General features: G+C 63.6%; 16 protein-coding genes. 6 read left to right on the top strand and 10 right to left on the bottom strand.

Annotated elements, in window-relative coordinates; all coding sequences use genetic code 11:
* Nucleotides 1-286: 286 nt before the first annotated feature.
* The 4 genes from HG800_RS12180 to HG800_RS12165 form a co-directional block, all read right to left on the bottom strand.
* A complete protein-coding gene (locus tag HG800_RS12180) occupies nt 287-1,039 on the bottom strand; it encodes a lipoate--protein ligase family protein (RefSeq protein WP_169976908.1) in 753 nt (250 codons plus the stop codon).
* A gap of 101 nt (nt 1,040-1,140) precedes the next feature.
* Nucleotides 1,141-3,447, bottom strand: a complete 2,307-nt coding sequence (locus tag HG800_RS12175) for a YfhO family protein (RefSeq protein ID WP_169976907.1) — start codon at nt 3,445-3,447, stop codon at nt 1,141-1,143.
* A gap of 160 nt (nt 3,448-3,607) precedes the next feature.
* A complete protein-coding gene (locus tag HG800_RS12170) occupies nt 3,608-5,719 on the bottom strand; it encodes a serine/threonine protein kinase (RefSeq protein ID WP_169976906.1) in 2,112 nt (703 codons plus the stop codon).
* Between the two features lie 17 nt (nt 5,720-5,736).
* Nucleotides 5,737-6,333, bottom strand: a complete 597-nt coding sequence (locus HG800_RS12165) for an RNA polymerase sigma factor (protein ID WP_169976905.1) — start codon at nt 6,331-6,333, stop codon at nt 5,737-5,739.
* Between the two features lie 310 nt (nt 6,334-6,643).
* Here HG800_RS12165 and HG800_RS12160 point away from each other — a divergent pair, with 310 nt between their 5' ends.
* Complete coding sequence (locus tag HG800_RS12160) at nt 6,644-7,693, top strand: PEP-CTERM sorting domain-containing protein (RefSeq protein WP_169976904.1); 1,050 nt, start codon at nt 6,644-6,646, stop codon at nt 7,691-7,693.
* A gap of 37 nt (nt 7,694-7,730) precedes the next feature.
* Here the strand turns inward: HG800_RS12160 and HG800_RS12155 are convergent, their stop codons facing one another.
* The 3 genes from HG800_RS12155 to HG800_RS12145 all read right to left on the bottom strand — a co-directional run bounded on the left by HG800_RS12155 (nt 7,731) and on the right by HG800_RS12145 (nt 10,914).
* On the bottom strand, nt 7,731-8,621 hold the full coding sequence (locus tag HG800_RS12155; RefSeq protein ID WP_169976903.1) for a PD40 domain-containing protein: 891 nt from the start codon (nt 8,619-8,621) through the stop codon (nt 7,731-7,733).
* A gap of 207 nt (nt 8,622-8,828) precedes the next feature.
* Nucleotides 8,829-9,944 carry a pyridoxal phosphate-dependent aminotransferase gene (locus HG800_RS12150; RefSeq protein WP_235963640.1) on the bottom strand — a complete coding sequence of 372 codons (1,116 nt, stop codon included), beginning with the start codon at nt 9,942-9,944 and terminating at the stop codon, nt 8,829-8,831.
* 127 nt (nt 9,945-10,071) lie between these two features.
* Nucleotides 10,072-10,914, bottom strand: coding sequence for a hypothetical protein (locus tag HG800_RS12145; protein ID WP_169976901.1), 843 nt, complete (start codon nt 10,912-10,914; stop codon nt 10,072-10,074).
* Between the two features lie 224 nt (nt 10,915-11,138).
* On the opposite strand from HG800_RS12145, the gene HG800_RS12140 reads away from it, so the two are divergent.
* On the top strand, nt 11,139-12,053 hold the full coding sequence (locus HG800_RS12140) for a hypothetical protein (protein ID WP_169976900.1): 915 nt from the start codon (nt 11,139-11,141) through the stop codon (nt 12,051-12,053).
* Nucleotides 12,050-13,123 (top strand): tRNA epoxyqueuosine(34) reductase QueG, encoded by a 1,074-nt coding sequence (queG, locus tag HG800_RS12135; protein WP_169976899.1) that lies wholly within the window; start codon nt 12,050-12,052, stop codon nt 13,121-13,123. Before HG800_RS12140 ends, queG begins: the two co-directional genes overlap by 4 nt.
* A 66-nt stretch (nt 13,124-13,189) precedes the next feature.
* Here queG and HG800_RS12130 read toward each other — a convergent pair whose 3' ends face one another.
* The 3 genes from HG800_RS12130 to HG800_RS12120 all read right to left on the bottom strand — a co-directional run bounded on the left by HG800_RS12130 (nt 13,190) and on the right by HG800_RS12120 (nt 18,006).
* Nucleotides 13,190-15,127, bottom strand: a complete 1,938-nt coding sequence (locus HG800_RS12130; RefSeq protein ID WP_169976898.1) for a carboxypeptidase-like regulatory domain-containing protein — start codon at nt 15,125-15,127, stop codon at nt 13,190-13,192.
* A 142-nt stretch (nt 15,128-15,269) separates the two neighbouring features.
* Entirely contained in the window at nt 15,270-16,466 is a 1,197-nt protein-coding gene (locus tag HG800_RS12125) for a serine hydrolase domain-containing protein (protein ID WP_169976897.1), read from the bottom strand.
* Between the two features lie 175 nt (nt 16,467-16,641).
* On the bottom strand, nt 16,642-18,006 hold the full coding sequence (locus HG800_RS12120; RefSeq protein WP_169976896.1) for a S41 family peptidase: 1,365 nt from the start codon (nt 18,004-18,006) through the stop codon (nt 16,642-16,644).
* 222 nt (nt 18,007-18,228) lie between these two features.
* Between HG800_RS12120 and HG800_RS12115 the strand changes: the two genes are divergently transcribed.
* Genes HG800_RS12115 through HG800_RS12105 form a run of 3 tightly spaced genes read left to right on the top strand, consistent with a single transcriptional unit; the run spans nt 18,229 to nt 22,745 of the window.
* Nucleotides 18,229-20,592: a serine hydrolase gene (locus HG800_RS12115; protein WP_169976895.1), complete on the top strand. Its 2,364-nt coding sequence runs from the start codon at nt 18,229-18,231 to the stop codon at nt 20,590-20,592.
* Between the two features lie 6 nt (nt 20,593-20,598).
* Nucleotides 20,599-21,630 (top strand): tRNA preQ1(34) S-adenosylmethionine ribosyltransferase-isomerase QueA, encoded by a 1,032-nt coding sequence (gene queA, locus HG800_RS12110; RefSeq protein ID WP_169976894.1) that lies wholly within the window; start codon nt 20,599-20,601, stop codon nt 21,628-21,630.
* A gap of 11 nt (nt 21,631-21,641) precedes the next feature.
* Complete coding sequence (locus tag HG800_RS12105; RefSeq protein ID WP_169976893.1) at nt 21,642-22,745, top strand: M14 family metallopeptidase; 1,104 nt, start codon at nt 21,642-21,644, stop codon at nt 22,743-22,745.
* Nucleotides 22,746-22,819 lie beyond the last annotated feature (74 nt).

The following is a 22,819-nucleotide window of genomic DNA, read 5'->3' as shown; positions in this document are numbered from 1 at the left end:
TTCAAGAGCCTATGAGTGCACAAACGGCCCTTAAATACGCTGGGGGGCAGTTCCATCAACACTTGTTTCGTGGATCGCGCCTGAAAAGTCAAGAAAAAAGGCTTAATCCTTTCAGGCAAAATATCCTGAGTTTTGTGTTGAGAGTTCACAGAGACCTTGCCATCCCTCGGTTAGTTCGGCATCGAGGCTTCAAAGCCGTACCGATTTCCTTGACGTTCGTGGAGGGAACATGCTCCTGGTCGAGAAACAGGCAGTATTCTCTTGATCGAACAAGACGCCCTGGCGGCTAAAATCGTTCAATCCAGGCGGGATCGGTATACTTGGTGGTCAGCAGATCGGCGAGCAAGGCGTCGGGAACGGGCGGGGGCTCGAGCGCGTCGCCAGGGCCGATCCAGGCCTCTCGAATCGCTTGAAGAATTGCCGATCGCGGCATCGGCAGATTGGTGACGAATGCGTCGTGAGGCCGACCCGCCCGATAGGCCGGTTGACGTTTTGGAGGGGCGCCGAGATATCGGGCGATCCGGTCGGCCGGGAGATCGTAGAGAATGGAGGCATGCACGAGAAACCGTCGTTTCACGCGACGCTGGGCGCTTCCCGAGCATTTACGACCTTCGATTGCCAGGTCACCGGAGCCGAGTACCTCGACCGGAGCCCCATACGCCCGCAAACGCTCAGCGATTCGACCAAGCACCCATCGCTGCACGTCGTCAACCGCCATTCGACCCGGGGCCGAGTCAATGGGAAGGATCACGGTGAAGTTCAAGGCTCCCGTCCCAATCAGGACGGTCCCTCCTCCGCTGCTCCGGCGAGCGATGGCAACCCCGTCGGCGCGGCAACGCTCCACCTGTACGGCCTCGGCAATCCGACACGAGGCCCCCATGACGACGGCCAGTTCGGGCAGCTCCCAGGTCCGCAGCAAGGGGGGGGCGTCGGTCTGATCGGCGTCGATCAGCAGGGCCTCATCCAGTGCGAGGTTGGCAAACACTCCGGAAAGCGTGCAATCGAGCATGCGAAACGAGGGGAGGTCATCATCCGTCATTGGGCAAGTCTCGCACCGTGATCGCACACCATTCCGCGTTTCGAGGACCGATTCCCGGGGGCCTCGGCCTAGCTTGCGAACCGAAGAAACGTTGCGATTACTTACGACGCTGACGATTGTCTCGCATCAATGGAGGAGGAATCAACGGGGGACGCGGATCGCCGGTGGACCCCTTTGAGGATCACCGCTCGCGTCCGCCGGGCAAGCGGAGACGGTCCTCGCCGCCATCGCAGGCAGAGCGGCCAGGCGATCACCAGGGCCATCGAGGCGATCGAGATGGCCTTACCCACGGCCAGTGTCTTCGGCTGGAAACGGAGGTGGACCATGTGCTGCCCTTCTTCAACGACGATACCCATGAAATCGCCGTAGGCCCGGATGATCTCGGCCGGTTGGCGATCCACGCGGGCCGTCCAGCCGTGATGGTTCCGCTCGGAGATCACGAGGAGGCGGCGTCCAGGCGAATCAACCACAACCCGAAGGTCTCCGGGCTGGTCCCGGACGATGATCGGAAGGCTCGACGACGGTTCGCCGGCGTCCAGCGCGACCGGGCGATCGACGAGCGCGACGAGAGCCGGGTCGATCGTGTCGAGATCGCGATTCGGATCGTCACTGACGCGCGCCTCGGCCACCAGTCGGGCGCGGGGGAGCGGATCGGGAAGCGGAGTGGCGGGGCGGCCGACGCTCCAGGCCGCCGAGGCCACCCGTCGGCTCGACGATTTCGCGTAGTCAAGCCGACGCACGGGGGTCAGCCCGGCATAGCCCTCGACGAGCCCTCGACCGCTGAACATCCACATGTTATCACACGTAAGAATTCCAGGTCCGAAAACGGCTCGCTCTCCCATCGACCGCGTGGCCACAGGATGAAAGGCGGCCAGCAGGTCGAGCTTCGCTCGCGATCCCGAGGCGAGGTAGGTCATGGCATAGCCACCAAGGTCCAGCGTGATCAAGACGGCGAGGGCCGTCGGAGCCCAGGATACTCGACGGGCCGAGGCGATCACGAGGATCGAGACGATCGAGACCAGTCCGACCGAGAGAAACACGGCACCGGCCCGAGCCTGATGATCGGCCAACCACGCTTCGGGCGAGCAGGAACGGGCGGCAGCGACGATCGCCACGGAGCCGATCGTCGGCAGGGCGAGGGGCCAGAGCCGTTTCCAGGGAAGACGATCGCCCCGAGATCGCAAGGCAGTCAGATCGGCAAACGCCACCGCGACCAGGACAGACGAGGCCAGATGGACCAGGAGCACGAACCGCGCCGGAGCGCGGAAGACGTTGAAGCCCGGCAGCCGATGTGACAGTTCGAAAACCGGGAAATACTTACCGAACGCCAGCATCAAGCCGAGGCTCGTTACCACCACCGCCCAGGAGGCGAGATGGCTGTGCGCCAGGTGTCTGCGACGCATGAGGACCCAGACCAGCAACACAGGCACGGCAACGCCATTGTAAAGGCCGTATTCCTTGACTCGGGCATCAGAGAGGGTGCTGGCGGGCTCAACGCTCCAGCCGGGGACAAGGTCCTCCGCCGGAGCATAGACGCGGCTCTCGAACAGGTAAGGGACGAGCCATTGCACCGTATTGGTCGGAGGCAGCGAGAGCATACCGAGGAATTCCGCGGTCGGGGCCGAGCGTTCCGACTCCGCCAGCGCCCCCCATGAGGGTAAGACCTGTACGGCCCCGAGTCCCAGGCCGAGCACCTTCGCAACGACCAGGGCTGTCAGCCATCGCGGCCGACCACGCACCTCGAACCAAACGGAAGCGGCATACAGCCCTTCGATCATCATCGAAAAGAAGACGACCTGAGGATAGCCAAGTAAGAGCTGCGAGCCGGTGATCGCCGCCAGCGCCGCTCCTGGCCAGGATCGGCTTCGGGCCGATTCGCTCCGCATGATCAAGTCGATCGCCAGCAAGGCGAACGGGATGTGGGCCAGCACGGCCACGACGTTCACATGCATGTAGTGAAAAACAATGAATCCGCCAAAGGCCGCCATGAACCCGCCGAGCATCGAGGCATCGATCGGGAGCCCGCGACGGCGCAAGAGCAGGATCATCCCGAGCATCGTGGCCGGATAACTGATCAGAAATTCGAGATTGAATGCGGTCTCGAACCGAAAGGCCCGGTAGAGCAGGCGATGCCAGGGGTGTGCCAGGCCGATCTGCCCCTCTCCGTGCAGGTCGAACCCGCAGAAGAGTTGAGGGCACCAGGACGGGTCGGCTCCGGTGGCCAGGCAGCGGGCAAAGAAGATGCGTAACGGAATGTGAAAGAATCCGAGATCTTCGGTGGTGTAGACCTCTCCCCAGAGGCTCGGCGCGGCCATGAGAGCGAGCATCGCGACGGTGGCCAGCAAGAGCAGTTCCACCCGAATGCGCCGACCGTGGCCCGGGTGATCCGCCGATCCTCGATCGTCCATGGATTGCCTCGAGATCACCGATCCCCCCGTCGTCCGGCACCGCGCACGATCCATCGTGCCGACTGGAACGGTCGGAGTCCGGGGCGGATTGTACCGTTGATTGCTCGTCCGTCAATCCGATCCGCTCGGGAAGCGCAAGGCCGACACGACCGCGTCGAGGTCAGTCGCTGGAAAGTTCAGCCAGTCGACGCCGACGATCGGCAAGGACCGTTTGATAGCGCTCGACGGAAGGATCGAGGGCCACGGCATGCTCATTGACCTCGATCGAGCGAGCGAGCCAGTGACGAACCCCGTCGAGGTTGTCTCGCTTCCAGCAATTCTTGGCCTTTTGCTGATACACCTCGGCAAGCAGGTAGACAAACGCCGGTTCGGTGGGGTAACGATTGTGAAGTTCCTGAGCGATGTCCTCGTACAGTTCGGCCGTGCGCTCGGCCTCGTCGATCCCCTTGACGGTTTGTGATATGATGCGGCCTCCCAGCCGTTGCCACTGGAAGAAGAATTTCGCACCGTCGGGATGGTCGGCATTCCTCTGGCTGATCCCAATATAAGACATCACGTTCATCACCGGCGTCAGCGCGGACTGGCGGTCGATCCCGAGCATGTCGAGATCCGCCTCGATGGCATCGACGAGCGACGACACCGATCCCTCCCAGTCATACGCATAGTCCGTATGTTCGAGGTAGCCGAGCGTCGCACCGATCCGGTGCAAGAACCAGTGCGTCCCGAGCCGTTCCAGATTTCCCGCGATATGCGGAGCCGCCGGCGCTCGGCGCATTGCCTCTTGAAACGCGTTTCTCGCTTCGATCAGGTGGGGCCGAATCTCCCTCAACGGTCGATTCTGGGTGAGCAGGATATCCGCAGTGAGTAAATCGACCAGGCCGAGCCCATACAGGTTTGCCGGATCGATCGTCCCGGACTCCCGGGCCCGCTCCAGGCGAGCCCGTACCGGCGTAATCTCGGCCAGAATAAACGAGGCATCAATCGCCCGATCCTTGAAGAGAAGCGAGTATGCATAACTTGAGTAATGCGTCAACACGTCGGTCGAGAGCGTCAGATTTTCTTCCAGGCGAACAAGTTCACGATCAAGGCGGGCTTCCTCGGCTCGGGAGACCCGCAATCGGGCCGATTGGACAAAGACAAGGCTCACCAGTGAGACCGCCAGCGCCAGGCTCAATCCGGAAACCAGCGGATTGCGACGGCACCAGCGTGCCCCTTTGACGATATTCGAAGTCGGTCGCTGGCGGATCGGGCGGCCGTTGAGGAAGCGTCGGAGATCATCGGCCAGTGCCTCAGCAGAGGCATAGCGCTGACCCGGCGATTTCCGAAGGCAAGCCAGGCAGATCGTTTCGAGCGACTCAGGAACACTCGGATTCAGTCGACGGACGGAAACCGGGTCACGATCACGGAGATGGAGATAGGTTTCCAGCTTCGTCGAGGCGAGGAACGGGGGACGGCCGGTGAGCATCCGGTAGAGGATGGCCCCCAGGGCATAGACATCGGCCGCCGGGCCGATCATGGCACGCTCGGGAACCAGTTGCTCGGGAGCCATGTAGGAGGGAGTCCCGCGAGGCCCGAGAGCCATCGTCCAGGTAGCCTCGGCGTCTCCCCAGGGCAAGGCCAGGCCGAAGTCGGCCACAAGGGGACGCACCCGGTCGAGCGATTCATCGCGATCGCCGGAGAGCAGGATATTCGAAGGTTTCAGATCAAGATGAAGCAGTCCTGACTGATGCACGGTTTCAATCGTTCGAGCGATTTCTTCAACCAGCCGAGCGGCCGTCTCGGCCGATGGGTCAGGATCGAGCCGCTGTTCCAGACTGCCTCCGTCAAGATACTCCATGACCAGGCAAACCCAGCCGCCAGCCTCGTGGGCGTCGAACAACCGAACAACGCCGGGCAATTCGAGCTGTCGGAGGGTCTCGGCCTCGCGACGCCAGCGGGCCAGATCAACCGGGCTGCCACCGAGGCACTTCAACGCGACCGGAGATCCGTCGAGGACCCGAGTCGCCAGGTAGACGACGCCGTGGGCCCCACGACCCAGCTCGCGCCGAACACGATAACCGGGGAACGAGGGAGGGATGCCCGGCGGATCAGGCTCCGGGCCAGGCGAGATCGAGGGGAGCAGTGACGCCTCGGCCAGGAGTTGCTCAAGTTGGGCTCGGCATCGGCCACACTGTTCGAGGTGTGCTTCGAGGACGGCAAAACGGCTGTCGTCAAGGAACTCGGAATCAAGCTGGCGTAGTTCGTCGAGACTTGGGCAGGCCGCCGTGGCCATTGCCGCCTCCAGGGAAATCAGGCATCCGTCGATTGAAACCGTTCCATCTCGGCGCGAAGCATCCGAGCCACCCGCTCTTGATTCCGGTAGGTTGCCGCGTAGGTTTTGCCGAACAGGTGGCGAACTTCGTCGACCGACATCCCCTCAACGCGGACCATCCAGAAGATTCTCCAGCTCTCGGGCTGCACGCGTCGCTGGACGGTCTGCAAGACCTCGGCGGGGACTGACCGCACGGGATCGGTCTTCGAGCATCTCGTGGAATCGAGCGGCGGCAGCGGTCGCTCATCGACCATCACGTCGGGGTCAATGTTCGGCAAGGCTCGTCGTCGGGCTCGCAGGAGGTCAATCGCCCGAGACGAGACGACGCACCGAAGCCAGGCCCGGAAGGTTCGTGTCGGCTCATCGCGGAAGCTCGTGATTTTCCGGCTCAGCCAGATCATCACGACCTGGCAGAGTTCCTCCAGGTCATCCCCTTCAAAGCCAAAGCGCCGACCCCAGGAGCGGACCATGGGCCGATACGTCGCATCGAACCGGCCCCAGGCCGAGGCATCGCGCCAGTCGGCGACCTTCCCGATCAAGCCGCGATCCGTCTTGCCGCAGTCTGCGATCGCCATCGACCCTCCCCCGCAGCCCGACTTCAAAGAACGATTGCTCCCCCTGCTTGCCACGATCGTGTTCATTCCGATCGTCATCCCTGGTGAGGGAGCCGTGTGGACGCGTGCCATCGCGATCACTCCCACGCAGCGATGAGCAACGCTAACACCCCTCCGCAAATGCTGTCAAGCAATGGGTCTCGTCAGTCCGCATGACGTTGTATTTTTCTCACAAATGCTCCCGAAACCACACCTTGACGACCCGATCACGCAAACAAACCCATCGACCAGGCCCGATCGCCGCACCGTTGGTCAGAAGGAGATTTCCCCGATGCACCGCTTGAATGACCCGATCGGTTTCCTCAACGGACTAGGCCTGATCGCCGTCCTGCTGCTCGGCAGTGAAGGGCGGTCCGAGTTCGTGGTGACCGAATACGCGAGACTTCCCCGGACTCCCACACAGCTCACGTTCGGGTCGGACGGCTCGCTTTATGCGGGCTCGTCCGCAACCGATGGCGCCGACATTGGGCCGTCGTGGGTCTATCGGATTGCCCCCGGAGGCACCTCGGTCACGCGCTTTGGCAACGAGCAAATCAATGACCCAGATGCCGTCCTTTTCGACGCCGAAGGGCGAATCTCGGGGGTCGCCGGATCGGTTCTCGTGGGAGGATTGGCCCCCTGGAATGGCGTTCAGAACCGGGGCCGACTCTCGGCGATCCGCCCGAACGGAACGATCAACTTTATCAACACGCTCCAGTTTACCAATCCGCATCAAATGGCGTTCGATTCAACCGGACGGATGCTCTTGACGGATATTGGCGAGTCTCGCAGCGTGTTTGCCCTGACACGCGAGCCGGGATCGAATCTTCAGATCACGCGCTTGATCGAATTTAACAGCTTTGGAACCTCACCAACAGGTTTGGCAATCGGTCCTGGCGATCAGATTTTCACCAGCCACCGCGACGGCGTGATTCGAGTGCACAATGCCGATGGCACGCTGGTCAACAATGCCTTCGCCACCCTGTTCGATCCGAGCAGCGTACCACCCCAGGGACAATTGAGGACCCTCGCGTTTGCCCCCGGCGGCATGTTTGGCACCGACCTGTATACCCAGGGCCTTGCCGGTGAAATCGTCCGGATCGATGCCAGCGGCCAGACCGAGATCATCCTCTCGGGCCTGGGACCGATCGGAGGAATGACCTTTGGGCCTGACGGGGCGCTGTATCTGGCCGATCCCCTGAACGACCGCATCCTGCGGGTGACGCCCACCGTCATCCCCGAACCCTCGTCGCTGCTCCTGGTCGGTCTGGGAGGTCTGGCGGTCGTCGGCGTCCAACTGCGACAGCGGTCCAGACGGCTCGGCGGATCGAGGCCGCGGTGACTCCCTGCAAGCCGTCACCTCTCGATCCAAAATCGACTCACGGCAAGGGTCGGCGACTGGCAAAGGCGATGAACAGGCCGTCAGGCGACCAGGTGGGGTCGCGGTCGCCGAGAGGGTCGGGAAGCAACGGACGAACGACCTCGCTGGCGAGATCGAGAATCAGGATCCGGCTATTCGGGCGGCCAGGCTGGTCGGTAAAGGCGATCCGAGAGGCGTCGGGGCTGAGGCTCGCATTCTCTTCCCGGCTCGGGTGGTTGGTCAATCGTCGAGGAACGGCGGAGCCGTCTGCTGGGGCACGATAAAGGTCCCAGCGGACGCCACGGTTGGACAGGAAAATGACCTCGCGTCCGTCGGGGGTCCAGATCGGCTCGGTATCCATCGCTGGATTGTCCGAGAGGCGAGCCAGGCTCATTCCGTCGGCCGATCGGACGAAAATATCCCAGCTCGCTTCCTGTCGGCTGGAAAAGGCCAGGCGATCGTCAGTTGGCGACCAGCGCGGCCAAAGCCCCGCGCCGACATCCTGCAGAACCTCGGGCCGATCGAGCGGGACAATCGCCACGCGCTCATCGTTCCGTCCCGGGCGGGTCCAGTCGGTTGCAATCGTGCGTTTTCCACTGATCATGAAGGCGAGTTTTGACCCATCGTGCGACCAGGAAGGGGCGACTCCCCCAACGATCGTTCGAGATGGGCCACCGTCTCGGGAGACAATCCTTATCTCGGGTCGTCTCCCTGTCGTATCGAAGGCCGTGAACGCGATGAACCGACCATCAGGTGACCAGCTCGGGTAAGCCGCCCGATGAAACCCCTCGGGCCCAACCCCTGACGCCGCGACCGTTCGCAAGCCGTTGCCATTCACCCCGACCACGAACACACTGGCCGCCCCCTGGCCCCAGGCCGCAACCGGAACCGCCAGCGTAATCAGCAGCATCACACCCGTCGTTCTGGCGAGCGATTGGCGGCGGCTGAGACGATTTCGGTTCGCCGGATCGATCACGGTCTTCCCCCTCTTCGTATTCCCGTTGAAGCCGCGATCATTGCGAGCCTCGCGAAGATGTTCGATGATGGGTCGGCCTCATTGAACAGAATCGCTGCGGATCGGGGGCCGTTTCCTTCGAAATCGCACATTGGCCCCGAGTCAGACGAGCGCCCGAAGCGATCGCAAACGAGTGATTGCGGCATCGAGCGTCTCATCCTGCTTGCAAAAGCAAAACCGCACGAGGTGGCGGCCCAAGTCCTTGTCTCGGAAAAAGCTGGAACCAGGAACGGTGGCCACGCCGATCTCACGGACGAGATGCCGGGCAAAGGCCTCGTCGTCGGGCCGGTCTCCCACAAAGTTCGAAAAATCGGCCATCACATAATAAGCCCCTTGCGGCGGCTCGAAGTCAAAGCCGATCTCTTGCAGCGGGGGGCAAAAGCGATCTCTGCGGGCCTGGTAGGCCGACGAGAGGTCGTCGAAATACGATCGGGGCAGGCGATAGGCAACGGCTCCGGCCTCCTGCAATGGGGCCGCAGCACCAATTGAGATAAAATCATGCATTTGCCGAAAAGCCCAGGTCATCTTCGGCGGGGCGATGATCGTTCCGACCCGCCAGCCGGTCACGCCGAAGGTCTTCGACATGCCCGAGACCGTCACCGAACGCTCTCGCATGCCATCGAGCGAGGCGATGCAGACGTGGCGGCGGCCATCGTAGAGAATGTGTTCATAAATTTCGTCGGTAATGGCGATCACGTCCCACTTGCGGCACAGCGCGGCGACGTGTTCCAGCTCGTCTCGGCTGAACACGGTGCCAGTCGGGTTGTTCGGGTTGCAGAGCACGATCGCCTTCGTTCGGTCGTTAAACGCGGCGGCCAGCTCGTCGAAGTCGAACGACCAGTGGGGCGGGCGAATCGGAACGAAGCGCGGTTCGGCCCCGGCAATGATGCAGTCCGGCCAGTAATTCTCATAGTAGGGCTGAGTGAGAATCACCTCGTCGCCGGGATTGATGAGCGACAGCAAGGCGACGATCATCGCCTCGGTGCTGCCGCAGGTGACGGTGATCTCCTGCTCCGGATCGACCTGCATCCCCAGGTGCCAGGCGGCGTGCTCGGCAATGGCCTCGCGAAGGTTCGTCGAGCCCCAGGTGATCGCATATTGATTGATATCGTCTCGGATGGCCCGACAGGCGGCTTCCTTGATGGCCTCGGGAGCGGGGAAGTCGGGCATCCCCTGGGCCAGATTCACGGCGCCATACTTGCGCGCCTCGATCGACATGCCTCGGATCACGCTTTCGGTGAATCGTTCGGCTTTTCGAGATAAGAGCGGATGTTGCATCGTCCGTCGCCTTCGACTTCCGGATCGCGCCGCACGGCCGACTCGGCGTGCCCCTGATCGAGCATTGTCACCGATTGTCAGTCGGTCCTGCAACGTCGACTGTCGGAAGCTCGGGCAGGTGACGCCAGAGTTCACCAAGTCTTCGGAGATGTCGGAGATGATCCTCTCCTTCAGTCCCCTCAAAACCGAGCACTCGGAACGCCCCGTCATCACATCGCCTTGACAGAATCCACCCGTCGCCGAGGTCTTCGTTGACCTGCTCGAAGGTCCCCCCGACGTGGCGCACAAGGTCGTCAGCCGACTCGGCGGTGCTGCCGTAGCCGTCGGGAATGAGTTCACAGTGAGTGACGAGCATGGCCTTTCGGCCCGCGGTGGCGTCGCTCGCGAAGTGTCGGAACCCGACCATTTTCTCGGGGTCGAGGCGACGATCGGCCGGGTTCCCTTCATATCCACAATAAAGCGAATCGGCGAGGACCAGTGCATCAATCTGATTCACCGCCTCGGGCTGTCCCAGCAGCTCGCGCACCCCGCCAAACCCGGCAGAAAAGGAACTGACGATCAGGCGACCGCGGTCGAGATCGTGCTCTGGCACCCGCGTCTTGATCACAGTCCTTGCCTCATCGAGCAGGGTCGGAAATCGCTCGGGGTCCGAGAAGGGACGGGCATAGGCCGACGACAGGCCCGGCTCGTTGACCACCACAGCCACGGCTCTCCAGCCCGACTCCTCCAATGCCCGATCAATCGCCCCGACCGCGCCGTGGAGGTGGAGAACCAGATCGATTGGGCCGGTTCCTGGCAGTTCGCTCGGGACAATGACCGTCGCTCCGCTCGGAATCTCCACGCGGTCTTGATCGGCCTCAACGTCCTGGAAACGTCCGAGCATCACCAACACGGTGCAGAAGACAATCATGGATCCCTCGTGGTTCTCGTGAGCATTGTGGTCGGCAATTTCGCAATTCTTGCCGACGGACCGATCGACGGGCAACGCCCTGGTCGCTTGTGGTTTCGGCTGATCGGTTTGCACACCAGATTCGCTCGCATTCGCTTCCCTTGGTTGACAACATCCCTCCCCGTCCGCGATTCTCGATGGTGCACAGAACACGACCACACGATCGACGGATCGGACCTACGACCATGCATCGAATGCTCATCGCTGGACTGGCAATCGTGAGCGGGATCGGAAGCGTTCCTGGTCCTGTCGAGGAACCCGTGCGTCTTGAGGCCCCTGGCATCGAGAACCTGTTCCGCCTTTCGCCAAGACTCCTCAGCGGAGGACAACCGAAGGGGGAGGAGGCCTTCCAGACGCTTGCCGAACTCGGCGTGAAAACGATTGTCAGTGTGGACGGTCAGGTGCCCGACCTCGATCGCGCGCGGCAATACGGATTACGATATATCCATTTGCCCGTGGGTTACGATGGCATCCCGTCCGATCGAGCCCTCGCCCTGGCGAAGGTGGCGAAGGAGGCCAAGGGACCCATTTATCTTCACTGCCATCACGGCAAGCATCGCGGCCCAGCCGCGGCGGCCATCTGCGGGATGGTCGCCGAAGGTTGGGACCACGAACGTGCCCGGAACTGGCTCGAACGCGCCGGAACGTCGGCCGATTACGCGGGTCTTTATACAAGCATCGAGACGTTCACTCCTCCTTCGGCAATCGCCATCGCCGCGCTAACCGAGACCGACCTGCCCGAGCAGGCCGAGGTTCCCGATCTGGTCGAAGGAATGGTTGGGATCGACCTGCGCTGGGAGCACGTGAAGACCATCGCCGACGCCGGATTCCGCGTGCCCGACGATCACCCCGACCTCGACCCGTCACATGAGGCCACCCTACTCGCCGAGCACTACCGCGAGCTTGCACGGCTTGACGAGTCGAAGGAGAGGGGGGATGCGTTCCTCGCCTTGCTGCGCCAATCCGAGCGAAACGCGCTCACCCTCCGAGACGCCCTGCGTCCTTCGGTGATTGATCGAGAGGCCGCAACGACCGCCTTTCAGGCAGCGGCGAACGACTGCAAGTCCTGCCACTCCCACTTCCGGGACCGCTTGCCGTGAGTGTCGAGGACCGCGTCCAACGATCGGCCGTGGTGAAACGTCTGTCCCGGGATCTCAGGTTCGACCTCGTCGGGATCGCCCCGGCTGTCTCGCCTCCGGGGTATGCGTCGTTCCTCGATTGGCTCGCCGAGGGACACGCGGCGGAGATGACCTATATGCACACCCATGCCGAGGCGCGGCGTCACCCCGACTCGGTCCTCGAAGGAGTGCGGTCGGTCGTGGTGGTGGCCGTGTCGTACAACCCCCGCGAGCCTGATCCACCCTCAACAGGCCGTACCGGCAAGATTGCCCGCTACGCCCGAGGAAGAGATTACCACAAGGTCCTCTGGAAACGATTGGGGCAACTGAAAGGGCAGCTCGACGCTGCCTTCCCTCGATCGCACTCTCGGGCCGTGGCCGATACCGCCCCGCTCCTGGAGCGGGATTTCGCCCGCCTGGCAGGCCTGGGCTGGATCGCCAAGAACACCATGCTGATCAATCGAAAGATTGGCAGCTATACGTTGCTTGGTGCCTTATTGACCGACCTCGATCTCGAACCTGACTCTCCCCACGAATCAACTCATTGCGGCACCTGCACCCGATGCCTCGACGCCTGCCCGACCGACGCCTTCGCGGCTCCCGGTCGACTCGATGCCCGCAAATGCATCAGTTACTGGACCATCGAGCACCGCGGTCCCTTGCCCGATGAGGGTGCCGCCCCCCTCCACGGCTGGCTCTTCGGGTGCGATCTCTGCCAGGAGGTCTGCCCCTGGAACCGGAAAGCTCCCCCAGGAACCGACCCAGAACTGGCGGCCGATCCGAGGCGGGTTGCCGTCGATCTGGTCGAGCTACTCCGGAGCGACGACGAGACAACCGCCACCTTGATCCAGGGCACCGCCATCACACGGACCAAGCGCTCTGGCCTCCTCCGCAACGCTGCGGTGTTACTCGGCTCGGCGGGGGAGGCCGACCCGGACGTGATCGCTGCCCTCTCCTCGCGGCTCGACGACCCGGACGAGGTCGTCCGTTCGGCCTGCCGCCGCGCCCTGGAAAGGCTCGGCAAGGGCGGGTCTTTGTCCTTGCCTGAATGACGCGTCTGCCCGGCATCCGATCGGCGGACCGGACGCGACCGGGCCCACCCCGCCATCCCACAGGGTTCAACGCGGATCGGGGACCGGGTCGCCCGGCGGGGGAAGGACGACGCCCGAGGTCTCGGCGCCGGGCTCGATGTCCGCGATGAGGGCATTCCGCCAGGGGTCGGCAGGGGCGTCCCAGTCCTCCGGGGGCATGTCGAGCGACCGGACGCGGACGACCTCGGGGTCGGCGTGGCCGTCGTGGCCGGCCTTCAGGCCGTAGCGGCCGGGGGGCAGGACCGGGAAGGCGAAGGAGCCGTCGGGCTCGACCCGCGTCTCGGCGACGATACCAAGGTCGTTGAAGGCGACCACCCAGAGATACTCGCAATCGGCCCCATCGACCATCCGGCCGGAGAGGGAGCCGCCTGCGACGGCTTCGACCTCGATTTCCCTGCGTTCCCCGAGCCCGAGGCGGATCGGGCCGACGATCGTCGGCGCGTGGCCGGGCTCGTCAATCATCACGTAGACATCCCTTCCGGTGTTCCGCCGCTCCAGCTCGAACGCCCCGTCCCGGATCGGGACGCTCCGGCCCGACGGCCAGAACCCGTCGGCGACGACCCGGCCGCGCTGGACGGACGAGTTGACAGCGTTCGATCGCGAGAGGATCCCGAGGCAGGCCCAGCCGTTCGCGATCGGCTCGCCGTTACGGGTGGCCCGGCCGATGATCCGGGCGTCCTCGATCACCGGCGTCGGCGGGGCGTCCTTCGAGGTCATCGAGACGACGATCCCCTCGATCGGCCGCAGCGACTCTACCTCCGGAGTGAACGCCTCGGCGTCGTGGTAGCCATCGGCCGAGACGGCGAGGTGGTACTCGCCGGGCGTGCCGTACGAGAGGACAAATCGGCCCGGCTCCGGCTGCTCGAACGACGCCGAGAAGCAACTGCGGAAGACGGGAGTCCCATCGGCCTCGCGGAAGACCTGGCAGAGGACGATGGTTTCGATCCGGACCGGTTCGCCCGTCTCGGCATCGACGACGCGGCCTTCGATCCACGAGGCCGGCTCCATCACGACCCTCAGGTCCGCCACCGGGCGGATTTCCACCGGCTCGCCGTCCGGCCCCTGTTCCTTCCAGGAGAGGCCGTCCTCGGTCCGCGTCACCGAGCGCGACATCCGCAGGTAGCCGCGCTTCGAGACCTGGAATGGGAAGCGGTCGTGGACCATGCCGGACAGGGTGAAGGCCCCAGCGTCGTCGGTCTCGACGGCGTCGTAGTTCCCGTAGGTACGGACGCTCGCGCCGGCGATGGGGCGGCCCTCGGGATCGACGACGACGCCTTTGATCGGCGCGTCGGGCTCCAGGCGGATCGGCTCCAGTTCTTCCTCGCCGGGCGAGGGTGCGAGCCGGGCAAACGTCCTGCCGAGCTTGAAGCCGGGGACGAGCACCTGGACCGAGAGCCTGCCGGTAGGCAGCGGCGGGGTCCGGAAATGCCCATCGGCGTCGGTCTCGGTCGCGGACCTGATGGCAGCGACCCCGCTGGTCGGCCCCCGGGACTCGAGCCAGACCAGAATCTCGACCGGGCCGCCAGCCACCGGGCATCCGTCGGCGTCGAGGACCCGGCCGTTGGCGACCCGGCCGCGGTCGATCCGGATCGTGCCGAGCTCATGCTCGACCCCGGCGAAGAGCGAGAAGCCCAGCGGCCGGGCGTACCCCTGGGCGAAGCCGTCGGCCTCGACGAAGACGGGCTCCTTCCACGGGCAGGCCGGGGCGAGCGGGCCGATCCAGAAGCGGCCGTCGGCGTCGGTGCGGGCTTCGACCTCATCGCGGGACCCGGGAACCCGCGTCCAGACCCGGGCGTCGGCCACCGGCTCGCCGTCCGGCCCGACGACCCGCCCGACGACCGCGGCGGGCCGCTCGGCGTCGTCGGATGCAGACGACACCGAAGGAATGACCACGCAGGCGGCCAGGGTCAGCAGCGCAATCGGGCAGCGACCGGAGGCACGCATTGGCACGCGATTTCGGATCATGGGTTGTTCCTCTACTGGCCGAGGCGGTCGCGACAGCAGCCGGATCTTCGGGCAATCATGCGAACTGCGTGCAAGTCTATGCGCCAGCAACCGAGACCGCAAACCAAATCGCGGTGATGCGGCCCGGGCCCGAGACCGGCCTTCACTCGCCATCTCGCGGGCGGCGAGGATTGTCCGGGGAGTTCGTCGAGCGATACAGCTCGATTAGGGCCGAACTCACCTCGTCGCAGGCCTTCGGCCCCGCGTCTCCCGCCTGGTTGGTGGCAGCGAGGACAGCGAAGCGACGGTTCGGCGCCATCCAGACCACTGCATAATTCATGGTGTTGCTTCCGGCATGGTTCAAGACCGTGCCGTCTCCCCAGCTTCGTTCATGGAAGCCCCAGCCAAAGGCATAATTTCCCTCGGCCGGCTTGGCATGCAGGGTGGCGAAGGTTTGCGGAGTGAGCAAAGCGGGGCCCTCTTCTCCCGCTCGCAAGTGGCAAGCAACGAAGCGAGCCCAGTCCCCCAGCGAGGCATGCACGGTGCCCGCCGGGCCGAGGAGCAAGGGGTTGTCCGCCCCAGGGCCGGGGGCAATCGGCACCGTCCGGCCATTCTGGACAACATGCGGCCAGGGCTGATCAACCTGTCCCGGCGACGCCATCGGACCAAACCCACTTGACGACATCCCAAGCGGCTCGAACAGCCGCCGACGCATCAAGACCTCCCAGGGTGCCCTTCCCAGACGTTCGGCAATCGCTCCGGCGACGATGTATCCTCGGTTGGAATACTCATACGTCGTTCCTGGCCGAGAGGAAGGGGCCTCCGCCAGAACCCGACGTAGGTAGTCGGTCCGCTGTCGGGTCAGGGAGGCGCGTGAGGCCCTCATGGCACCCAACGACAACCCCGGCGCGGCCGTCTCTCCAGAGAATCCTGCGCGGTGGGCCAACACCTGTTCGATCGTCGCCGATCGGTAGTCCGGGTGCATCACCCGGGCGAATTCGGGCAGCGCCTCGGCCAGGGTCGTCTGCCACGAGATGACCCCTTCCTCGACAAACGTGGCGAGCAAGGTCGCGGTCATCGCCTTCGTGCACGACCCGAGATGAAAGCGATCATTGATGGTCACCGGCGGCCCGTTTCCCGATCGGCGAAGGCCAACCGCTCCCACGGCGACCGGCCCTTCGGGCGTGACAATCGCCCCGGCAAGCGCGGGCAAGCCGTGTTGCTCGCGAATCGGTTCGAGCAGGGCGGCCAATGCCTCGGCCTTGGCCTCGATGCGATCAGGTTCCTCACGACCCTCAACAGAAAGCGGAAGTCTCAGGAAGAGGGTCAACACCAGGCCCGTAAGGAAAACAGAACGCATGGGAGGGGCTCCGGAGGCCATCAGCGGCCAGATCGAAGGGGCGACTCATCATTTCACGCACTGCAAGACGACTCGATGGTAGTCCGACCACACTTCGGGAGCGAGAACCGAACATCGCCCGACGCCGGTCCTCGCTCTGTCATGCGTAATTTTCCGACCCCAATCGGCCGACTCGTTATTCGCCGGGCTGAGCGCGGATCCAGTCGACGGCGGCGTCGAGTGCCGGATCGCCACCCGAGAGCAAGGCCTCGCGAGACGGCCAGACCTCCTGATCGGGGATCACCCCAGTTCCCTCAAGGGTCGCTCCGCTGGCCGACACATAGTTGGCAAAGGCGTACTGAAAGCCGTCGCCGTTGGGGAGCTTCACCACAACGGAGGGCAAGGCCGCCCCCGCTGTCCGAGAGCCGAAGACCCGGGCGCGGCCAAGGTCCTGAAGGCCGCCAGCGAAAATCTCGGAGGTCGAGGCCGAGCAGCCATCCACCAGCACCGCCACCGGCCCCGGGAAGGTCTCGGCTCTCGGGAAGACGACAAAGTTCAGGTTTGTATCGCGGGTCGTCATGGTGCCGAGCTTCGAGCCCGACTCATCAATCAACCAGCCACAAATGCCCATGGCCATCGCGCCGATTCCACCAGGATTGCCTCGCAGGTCGAGAATCAGGCCCGGCGCGTCGGGTTGCCCGGTCATCGCCTCACCGATTTTGGGAATGAGAGATGCCGGATCAAAGAACGCACTCCAGTGAACATACGGGATTGTTTCATCCACCTTGCGTGTTTCGAAGTAAACCGTCATCGGCGGCAGGTTGCCAAACCGCGCAACCGTCCCTCGGGGACGAGCCAGGGTGAGTGTTCGCTCCACCTGCTCACCCTCGCCATCGCGGAAGGTGATCACACGCTCCGAACCGGTCGGCCCGCCAAGTCGGCGCTCGACCACCCGAGAGGCGTAGAGATCGTGCTGGGTGGAGTCGTTGTACGCCTCGGCCACCTTCTCCAGCACGGGGGCAACCGGCTTTCCCTCGACCTGCTCCACCACCCATCCGGCCTTGATACCGGCCTCTTCGGCCGGAGAGCCAGGTTCGACCAGCACCACCAGGGCTTCGCCGTCCACCGCCCGGATGTGCAGGCCGCTCGCACCGTCACCAGTCGATTCGGCGTCGTCGCCGTCGATCGCGTCGTACACCGATCGGGAAATGATCCCGAAATGCGATTGATTCAGCCGCTTCACCATTTCTTGAAGCGTGTCCCTCGCCTCGTCCATGGTTTCGGCCTCAGCCATCTTCGGCCGGAGTTCTTCGCGAACGGCGGGCCAGTCGACACCATTGAGCTCGGGGTCGAAATGCTTGTCGCGGATCGTTTCCCAGACGATGTCGAACGATTCGAGATTCAGACGAGCCTCTTCCTCGGTCAGTCTGGACGGTTTGGGCTCGGCGGCAGCCTCGGCGGAACGGGCCTCGGCGACCGGCTCCTGTGCTCTGAGGGAGAGCGGAACGACCAGAGTTCCCAGGACACCCAGAACGGACAGCAAGCGGTTCGGTCGAAGCATGGAGGTTGAACCCTTGTCAAAATGAAGACAGACGAGCCGGGCGGATTGCTCGCGGAGATCGATCGATTGTACTTCGCCAACACGTCGATCGTCTTGAGTCATCCCGCTCAAATCGCCCTGTTAATCATTGGGGACGACCGCTGAAGGCCTCCCCCCGCCTTGCCACTTCCGTCATAATCAGGTCGTCGTTGCGCTTTACCCTTGCCCACGGAGCCGTTGAACATGTCGCGTCTGGTCGTGATTCTCCTCGCGCTCGCGATTTCTCCCGTCATGGCTCAGGAGGCCATCGGCCCTCATGCACCCATGACGGCCGAGGCGACCGCGGCCCTCGAAGCCTTCATCACCCGAGAGGTCGAGCAGAAGGAGATTCCCGCCCTGTCGATCGCCCTCGTCGACGGCGACCAGATCATCTGGGCACGCGGCTTCGGCCTGGCTGACCCGGAGCAAGGCACCCCCGCCACGGCCGAAACCATCTACCGCGTCGGCTCCGTCTCCAAGCTGTTCACCGACCTGGCGGCGATGCAACTCGTCGAGACCGGAGACCTTGACCTCAATGCTCCCCTCACCGACGCCTTGCCCGAGTTCGCCCCGGAGAACCCGTTCGACACTCCGATCACCCTTCGACAGCTAATGAGCCATCGCGCCGGCCTGGTGCGCGAGCCTCCCGTCGGCCATTATTTCGACCCCGACGAGCCAACCCTGGCCGAAACCGTTGCCAGCTTGAATCAGACACGCTTGCCAATCGCTCCCGAATCAAAAACAAAGTACTCGAACGCCGGGCTCGGTGTCGTCGGCCTGGTGGTCGAACGGGTTGCAGGGAAGCCCTTTGCAGAGGTCATCCGATCCAGACTCTTGCAACCAATGGGCATGTCGTCCAGCGACTTCGAGCGCACACCGGAGATCGAATCCAGGCTTGCGCGAGCGATCATGTGGGGTTACGACGGCCGACGATTCTCCGCCCCTGACTTTGCGCTCGGCTACGCTCCGGCAGGCAGTCTGTACGCCTCAATGCCCGACCTGGGCCGGTTCCTCATCACCCTCTTTCGGGACGGCCAAACCGAGACCAGCTCGATCCTCAAGGGCGAGACGCTGACCCAGATGTTCGAACCTCAGTTTGACCCGAAGGGACGCTTTGGCCTCGGTTTCGCGGTCAGCGAGTGGAACGGGCATCGACGGATCGGCCACGGTGGCGCCGTCTACGGCTTCGCTACCGAGCTGGCCGCCTTGCCCGAGAAAAAACTTGGCGTTGCCGTGTCGGCATCACTCGATGTTGCAGACGTGGGCACGATTGCCGACCTCGCCTTGAAAACCCTGCTCGCCCTGAAGGACGGGGAACCGCTCCCTGAGCTTCCCCGCTCCGATCCCCTTCCCGAAGGACTCGCCCAGAAGCTTCGAGGCCGGTATCAGGACGAGGATCATCCCGACCGCGTCATCGAACTGCTCGATCGTGGCAATCGCCTGCTTCTGATGCCCGCCCGGAGTGGTTTCCTGCTTGAGCTGCGATCGGTGGCCGAAACTGAAGGAAACACGCTCATCCTTGACGGTCCCATTCTCGCCCACGGCGAAACCATCACCCGGGACGGTGACACCCTGACACTCAACGGGACCACCTACCGCAAATTGCCCGACGACGAGCCCCTTCCGCCCGCTCCTGAGGACTGGATGGGACTGATCGGCGAATACGGATGGGATCATAACATCCTTTACATCCTCGAACGCGAAGGAATGCTTTACGCCCTGATCGAGTGGTTCTTTCTTTACCCGCTCGAACCAATCGAGGCAGACACCTATGCGTTCCCTCTGACGGGATTGTACCATGACGAGACACTCCGCTTTGAGCGAGACGACGCAGGCAAGGCCCATCGTGCCATCCTGGGAGAAAGCGTCGTCTTCGAGCGTCGGCCGATTGACGGCGAGGATGGTTCAACCTTTCGAGTCGACCCGATTCGACCGGTCGCCTCGCTGTTGCCCGAAGCGCTCAACGCATCCCCCCCCCTGGAACAAGGCCCCTTCCATGATTCCGATCTTGTTGATTTGACAACACTCGATCCGACCATCCAGCTCGACATTCGCTACGCGACCGATAACAATTTTCTCGGCACCCCGTTTTACTCGTCGCCTCGTGCCTTCATGCAGCGGCCGGCGGCCGAGGCCCTGGTGCGGGTCCACCAGGCGCTCGAACCGCTCGGCTACGGGCTCTTGATTCACGACGCCTACCGCCCCTGGTACGTCACGAAGATGTTTTACGACGCAACCCCCGAAGAATCGCGCGGGTTCGTCGCCAATCCCGCCAGCGGGTCGAAACACAACCGGGGCTGCGCCGTCGACCTCACACTCTATGATCGATCCACGGGCAAACCCGTTTCGATGGTTGGCGGCTACGACGAGTTCTCCGATCGAGGTGGGGCGCATTACTTCGGCGGCACGTCTCGTCAGCGATGGCATCGGCGCTTGCTGCGTCGGGCGATGGAAGCGCAGGGGTTCACCGTCATCAACAACGAATGGTGGCATTTTGACTTCAAGGATTGGGCCTCCTATCCGATCGGAAACCAGACGTTCGAGGAGATCGAGGCTGGAGCGTCCTGACCACTCATGCATACCCACGATTTCGACTTTCACCTGCCCAATGACCTGATCGCCCAGCACCCGGCCGACCGTCGCGACCAGTCACGCTTGATGGTCGTCCATCGAGACTCAGGGACGATCGAGCACCGGGTTTTCGCCGACGTTCCTGACCTGCTCCGCACGGGCGACATTCTCGTGCGGAATGATTCGAAGGTCGTGCCCGCACGGTTGCTCGGCCGCCGCGAAGCCACCGGCGGGCGATGGGAAGGGCTCTACCTCCGCGAGCACGATCGCAACGTCTGGGAACTGATGACCCAGACCCGCGGCCGTCCTCAACCGGGGGAGCACATTCTGATCGATGGCGGCTTGCGCCTGCAACTGCTCGAACGACTCGACGACGGCCACTGGCTCGCCAGAGCTCTCGACCTCCGACCAACGTTCGACCTGCTCGACTCCTACGGCCACATTCCGCTGCCACCTTACATCCACCGCGAAGCCGACACCCCCGAAGACCGCGAGCGTTACCAGACCGTTTATGCCTCGGCCCCCGGTTCGGTCGCCGCGCCGACGGCGGGGCTTCACTTCACGGGAGGCATCTTTGATCGAATTCGTTCGCTTGATGTCGAGGTGGCCGATCTGACCTTACACGTCGGACCTGGCACCTTCCGCCCGATCAAGGCCGACCGGATCGAGGATCACGAACTGCACGCCGAATGGGTCTCTCTCTCTCCCGCCGTGTCCAGGCGGCTCAACGCAAGACGGTCGGCCGGCGGTCGGATTGTCGCCGTCGGCACCACGGCCACGCGAGTGCTCGAAACCTGTGTGGACGAGAGCGGGACCTTTCGCCCCTACACCGGCCAGACAAACATCTATCTCCATCCCGGAGTTCCCATCCGGGGGGTCGATTCCCTCATCACCAATTTCCACCTCCCGAGAAGCAGCTTGCTCGTCCTCGTCTCTGCCCTTGCGGGGGTCGAGCTGATCCGGAACGCGTATGCCGAGGCCGTCCATCAACGCTATCGCTTTTATAGCTACGGCGATGCGATGCTGATTCTTTGAGGGCAATCGCCATGCTCAGTCACCGCGACGCTCCGATCTCGACCGATTACACCGCCGCTCGCGATCGGTTCCGCCGAGCCGCGATCCAGGCCGGAGCCGCGAGCGACTCCTGGACTCTCGGCCCGGTGGAAGACGATCTGACGATCGACACCGCACGCCTCGGTCCCGAGGACGCAGAGGGTCTGGTCTTCCTGTCGAGCGGCCTGCATGGCGTCGAGGGGCCGCTCGGCTCGGCCATCCAGTCGCGCTGGCTCGAAGGAAACGGCCCGCGTCAGCTTCCCTCCGGGGTGGCGATCCTGATGATCCACGCCCTCAATCCGTTCGGCTTCGCCACCGGCAGGCGGTTTGACGCCGAGAATATCGATCTGAACCGCAACTTTCTCCAACCGGGGGAACCCTACCAGGGCAGCCCTCCCCTCTACGGAACGCTCGATCCACTGCTTAACCCGGCAGCGCCTCCGGGCCCTTGGGATGCCCTGACGTTTCAGCCTCGGGCCTTGTGGACTCGCTCACGCTACGGCATGCCGGCGGTGAAACAGGCGATTGCCGGAGGCCAGTACGATTACCCTCGCGGCCTCTTCTTCGGCGGACACGGGGCATCGCTCACGTCCCGCATCCTGGAAAATCATCTCCCCGCGCTGATCGAACCCGCTCGGCGAGTCATTCACCTCGATGTTCATACCGGTCTTGGCCCCTGGAACACCGAGACCCTCCTGATCCACGCACCGCGATCGTCTCCCACCTGCCGTCGATTTGTCGAGACGTTCGGCACCGATCGCCTTTCGCCGATGGATGCCGACGGAGTCGCTTACCAGACACGCGGATCACTGGGCGATTGGTGTGCCCACCGCTTCGGCGTCGGTCGATGCACTTACGATTACGCCTGCGCCGAGTTTGGCACCTATCCGGCGATCACCGTGCTTTCCGCGCTTCGGGCCGAGAATCAGGCCTTCCACTTCGCCGATCACAACAGCCCCGCCAGACGGCAGGCCGTCGCTCGCCTCCGCGAGGCATTCATTCCCGCCGATCCCTCCTGGCAACGCCGAGCACTGGAGGCGGGGCGAGACTTGATGGAACGTGCGATCGTCCACGTCGATCCCCGAAGGTCTCCCTAGATTCTCCAGGGAACCTCCCCGCTCGTCCTGATCAACGTTGGACGTGTTCGAGCATTTCGACAACGGCATGCCTC

The sequence above is a fragment of the Tautonia rosea genome, from assembly GCF_012958305.1.
Taxonomy (GTDB): domain Bacteria; phylum Planctomycetota; class Planctomycetia; order Isosphaerales; family Isosphaeraceae; genus Tautonia; species Tautonia rosea.
This window is presented reverse-complemented; position numbering and strand designations above follow the sequence as displayed.

Excerpts from the sequence above, each read along its gene's own strand:
- HG800_RS12180 (WP_169976908.1), bottom strand. The coding sequence starts at position 1,039 with ATGACGGATGATGACCTCCCCTCGTTTCGCATGCTCGATTGCACGCTT.
- HG800_RS12175 (WP_169976907.1), bottom strand. The coding sequence starts at position 3,447 with ATGGACGATCGAGGATCGGCGGATCACCCGGGCCACGGTCGGCGCATT.
- HG800_RS12170 (WP_169976906.1), bottom strand. The coding sequence starts at position 5,719 with ATGGCCACGGCGGCCTGCCCAAGTCTCGACGAACTACGCCAGCTTGAT.
- HG800_RS12165 (WP_169976905.1), bottom strand. The coding sequence starts at position 6,333 with ATGGCGATCGCAGACTGCGGCAAGACGGATCGCGGCTTGATCGGGAAG.
- HG800_RS12160 (WP_169976904.1), top strand. The coding sequence starts at position 6,644 with ATGCACCGCTTGAATGACCCGATCGGTTTCCTCAACGGACTAGGCCTG.
- HG800_RS12155 (WP_169976903.1), bottom strand. The coding sequence starts at position 8,621 with ATGCTGCTGATTACGCTGGCGGTTCCGGTTGCGGCCTGGGGCCAGGGG.
- HG800_RS12150 (WP_235963640.1), bottom strand. The coding sequence starts at position 9,944 with ATGTCGATCGAGGCGCGCAAGTATGGCGCCGTGAATCTGGCCCAGGGG.
- HG800_RS12145 (WP_169976901.1), bottom strand. The coding sequence starts at position 10,914 with ATGATTGTCTTCTGCACCGTGTTGGTGATGCTCGGACGTTTCCAGGAC.
- HG800_RS12140 (WP_169976900.1), top strand. The coding sequence starts at position 11,139 with ATGCATCGAATGCTCATCGCTGGACTGGCAATCGTGAGCGGGATCGGA.
- HG800_RS12130 (WP_169976898.1), bottom strand. The coding sequence starts at position 15,127 with ATGATCCGAAATCGCGTGCCAATGCGTGCCTCCGGTCGCTGCCCGATT.
- HG800_RS12125 (WP_169976897.1), bottom strand. The coding sequence starts at position 16,466 with ATGCGTTCTGTTTTCCTTACGGGCCTGGTGTTGACCCTCTTCCTGAGA.
- HG800_RS12120 (WP_169976896.1), bottom strand. The coding sequence starts at position 18,006 with ATGCTTCGACCGAACCGCTTGCTGTCCGTTCTGGGTGTCCTGGGAACT.
- HG800_RS12115 (WP_169976895.1), top strand. The coding sequence starts at position 18,229 with ATGTCGCGTCTGGTCGTGATTCTCCTCGCGCTCGCGATTTCTCCCGTC.
- queA (WP_169976894.1), top strand. The coding sequence starts at position 20,599 with ATGCATACCCACGATTTCGACTTTCACCTGCCCAATGACCTGATCGCC.
- HG800_RS12105 (WP_169976893.1), top strand. The coding sequence starts at position 21,642 with ATGCTCAGTCACCGCGACGCTCCGATCTCGACCGATTACACCGCCGCT.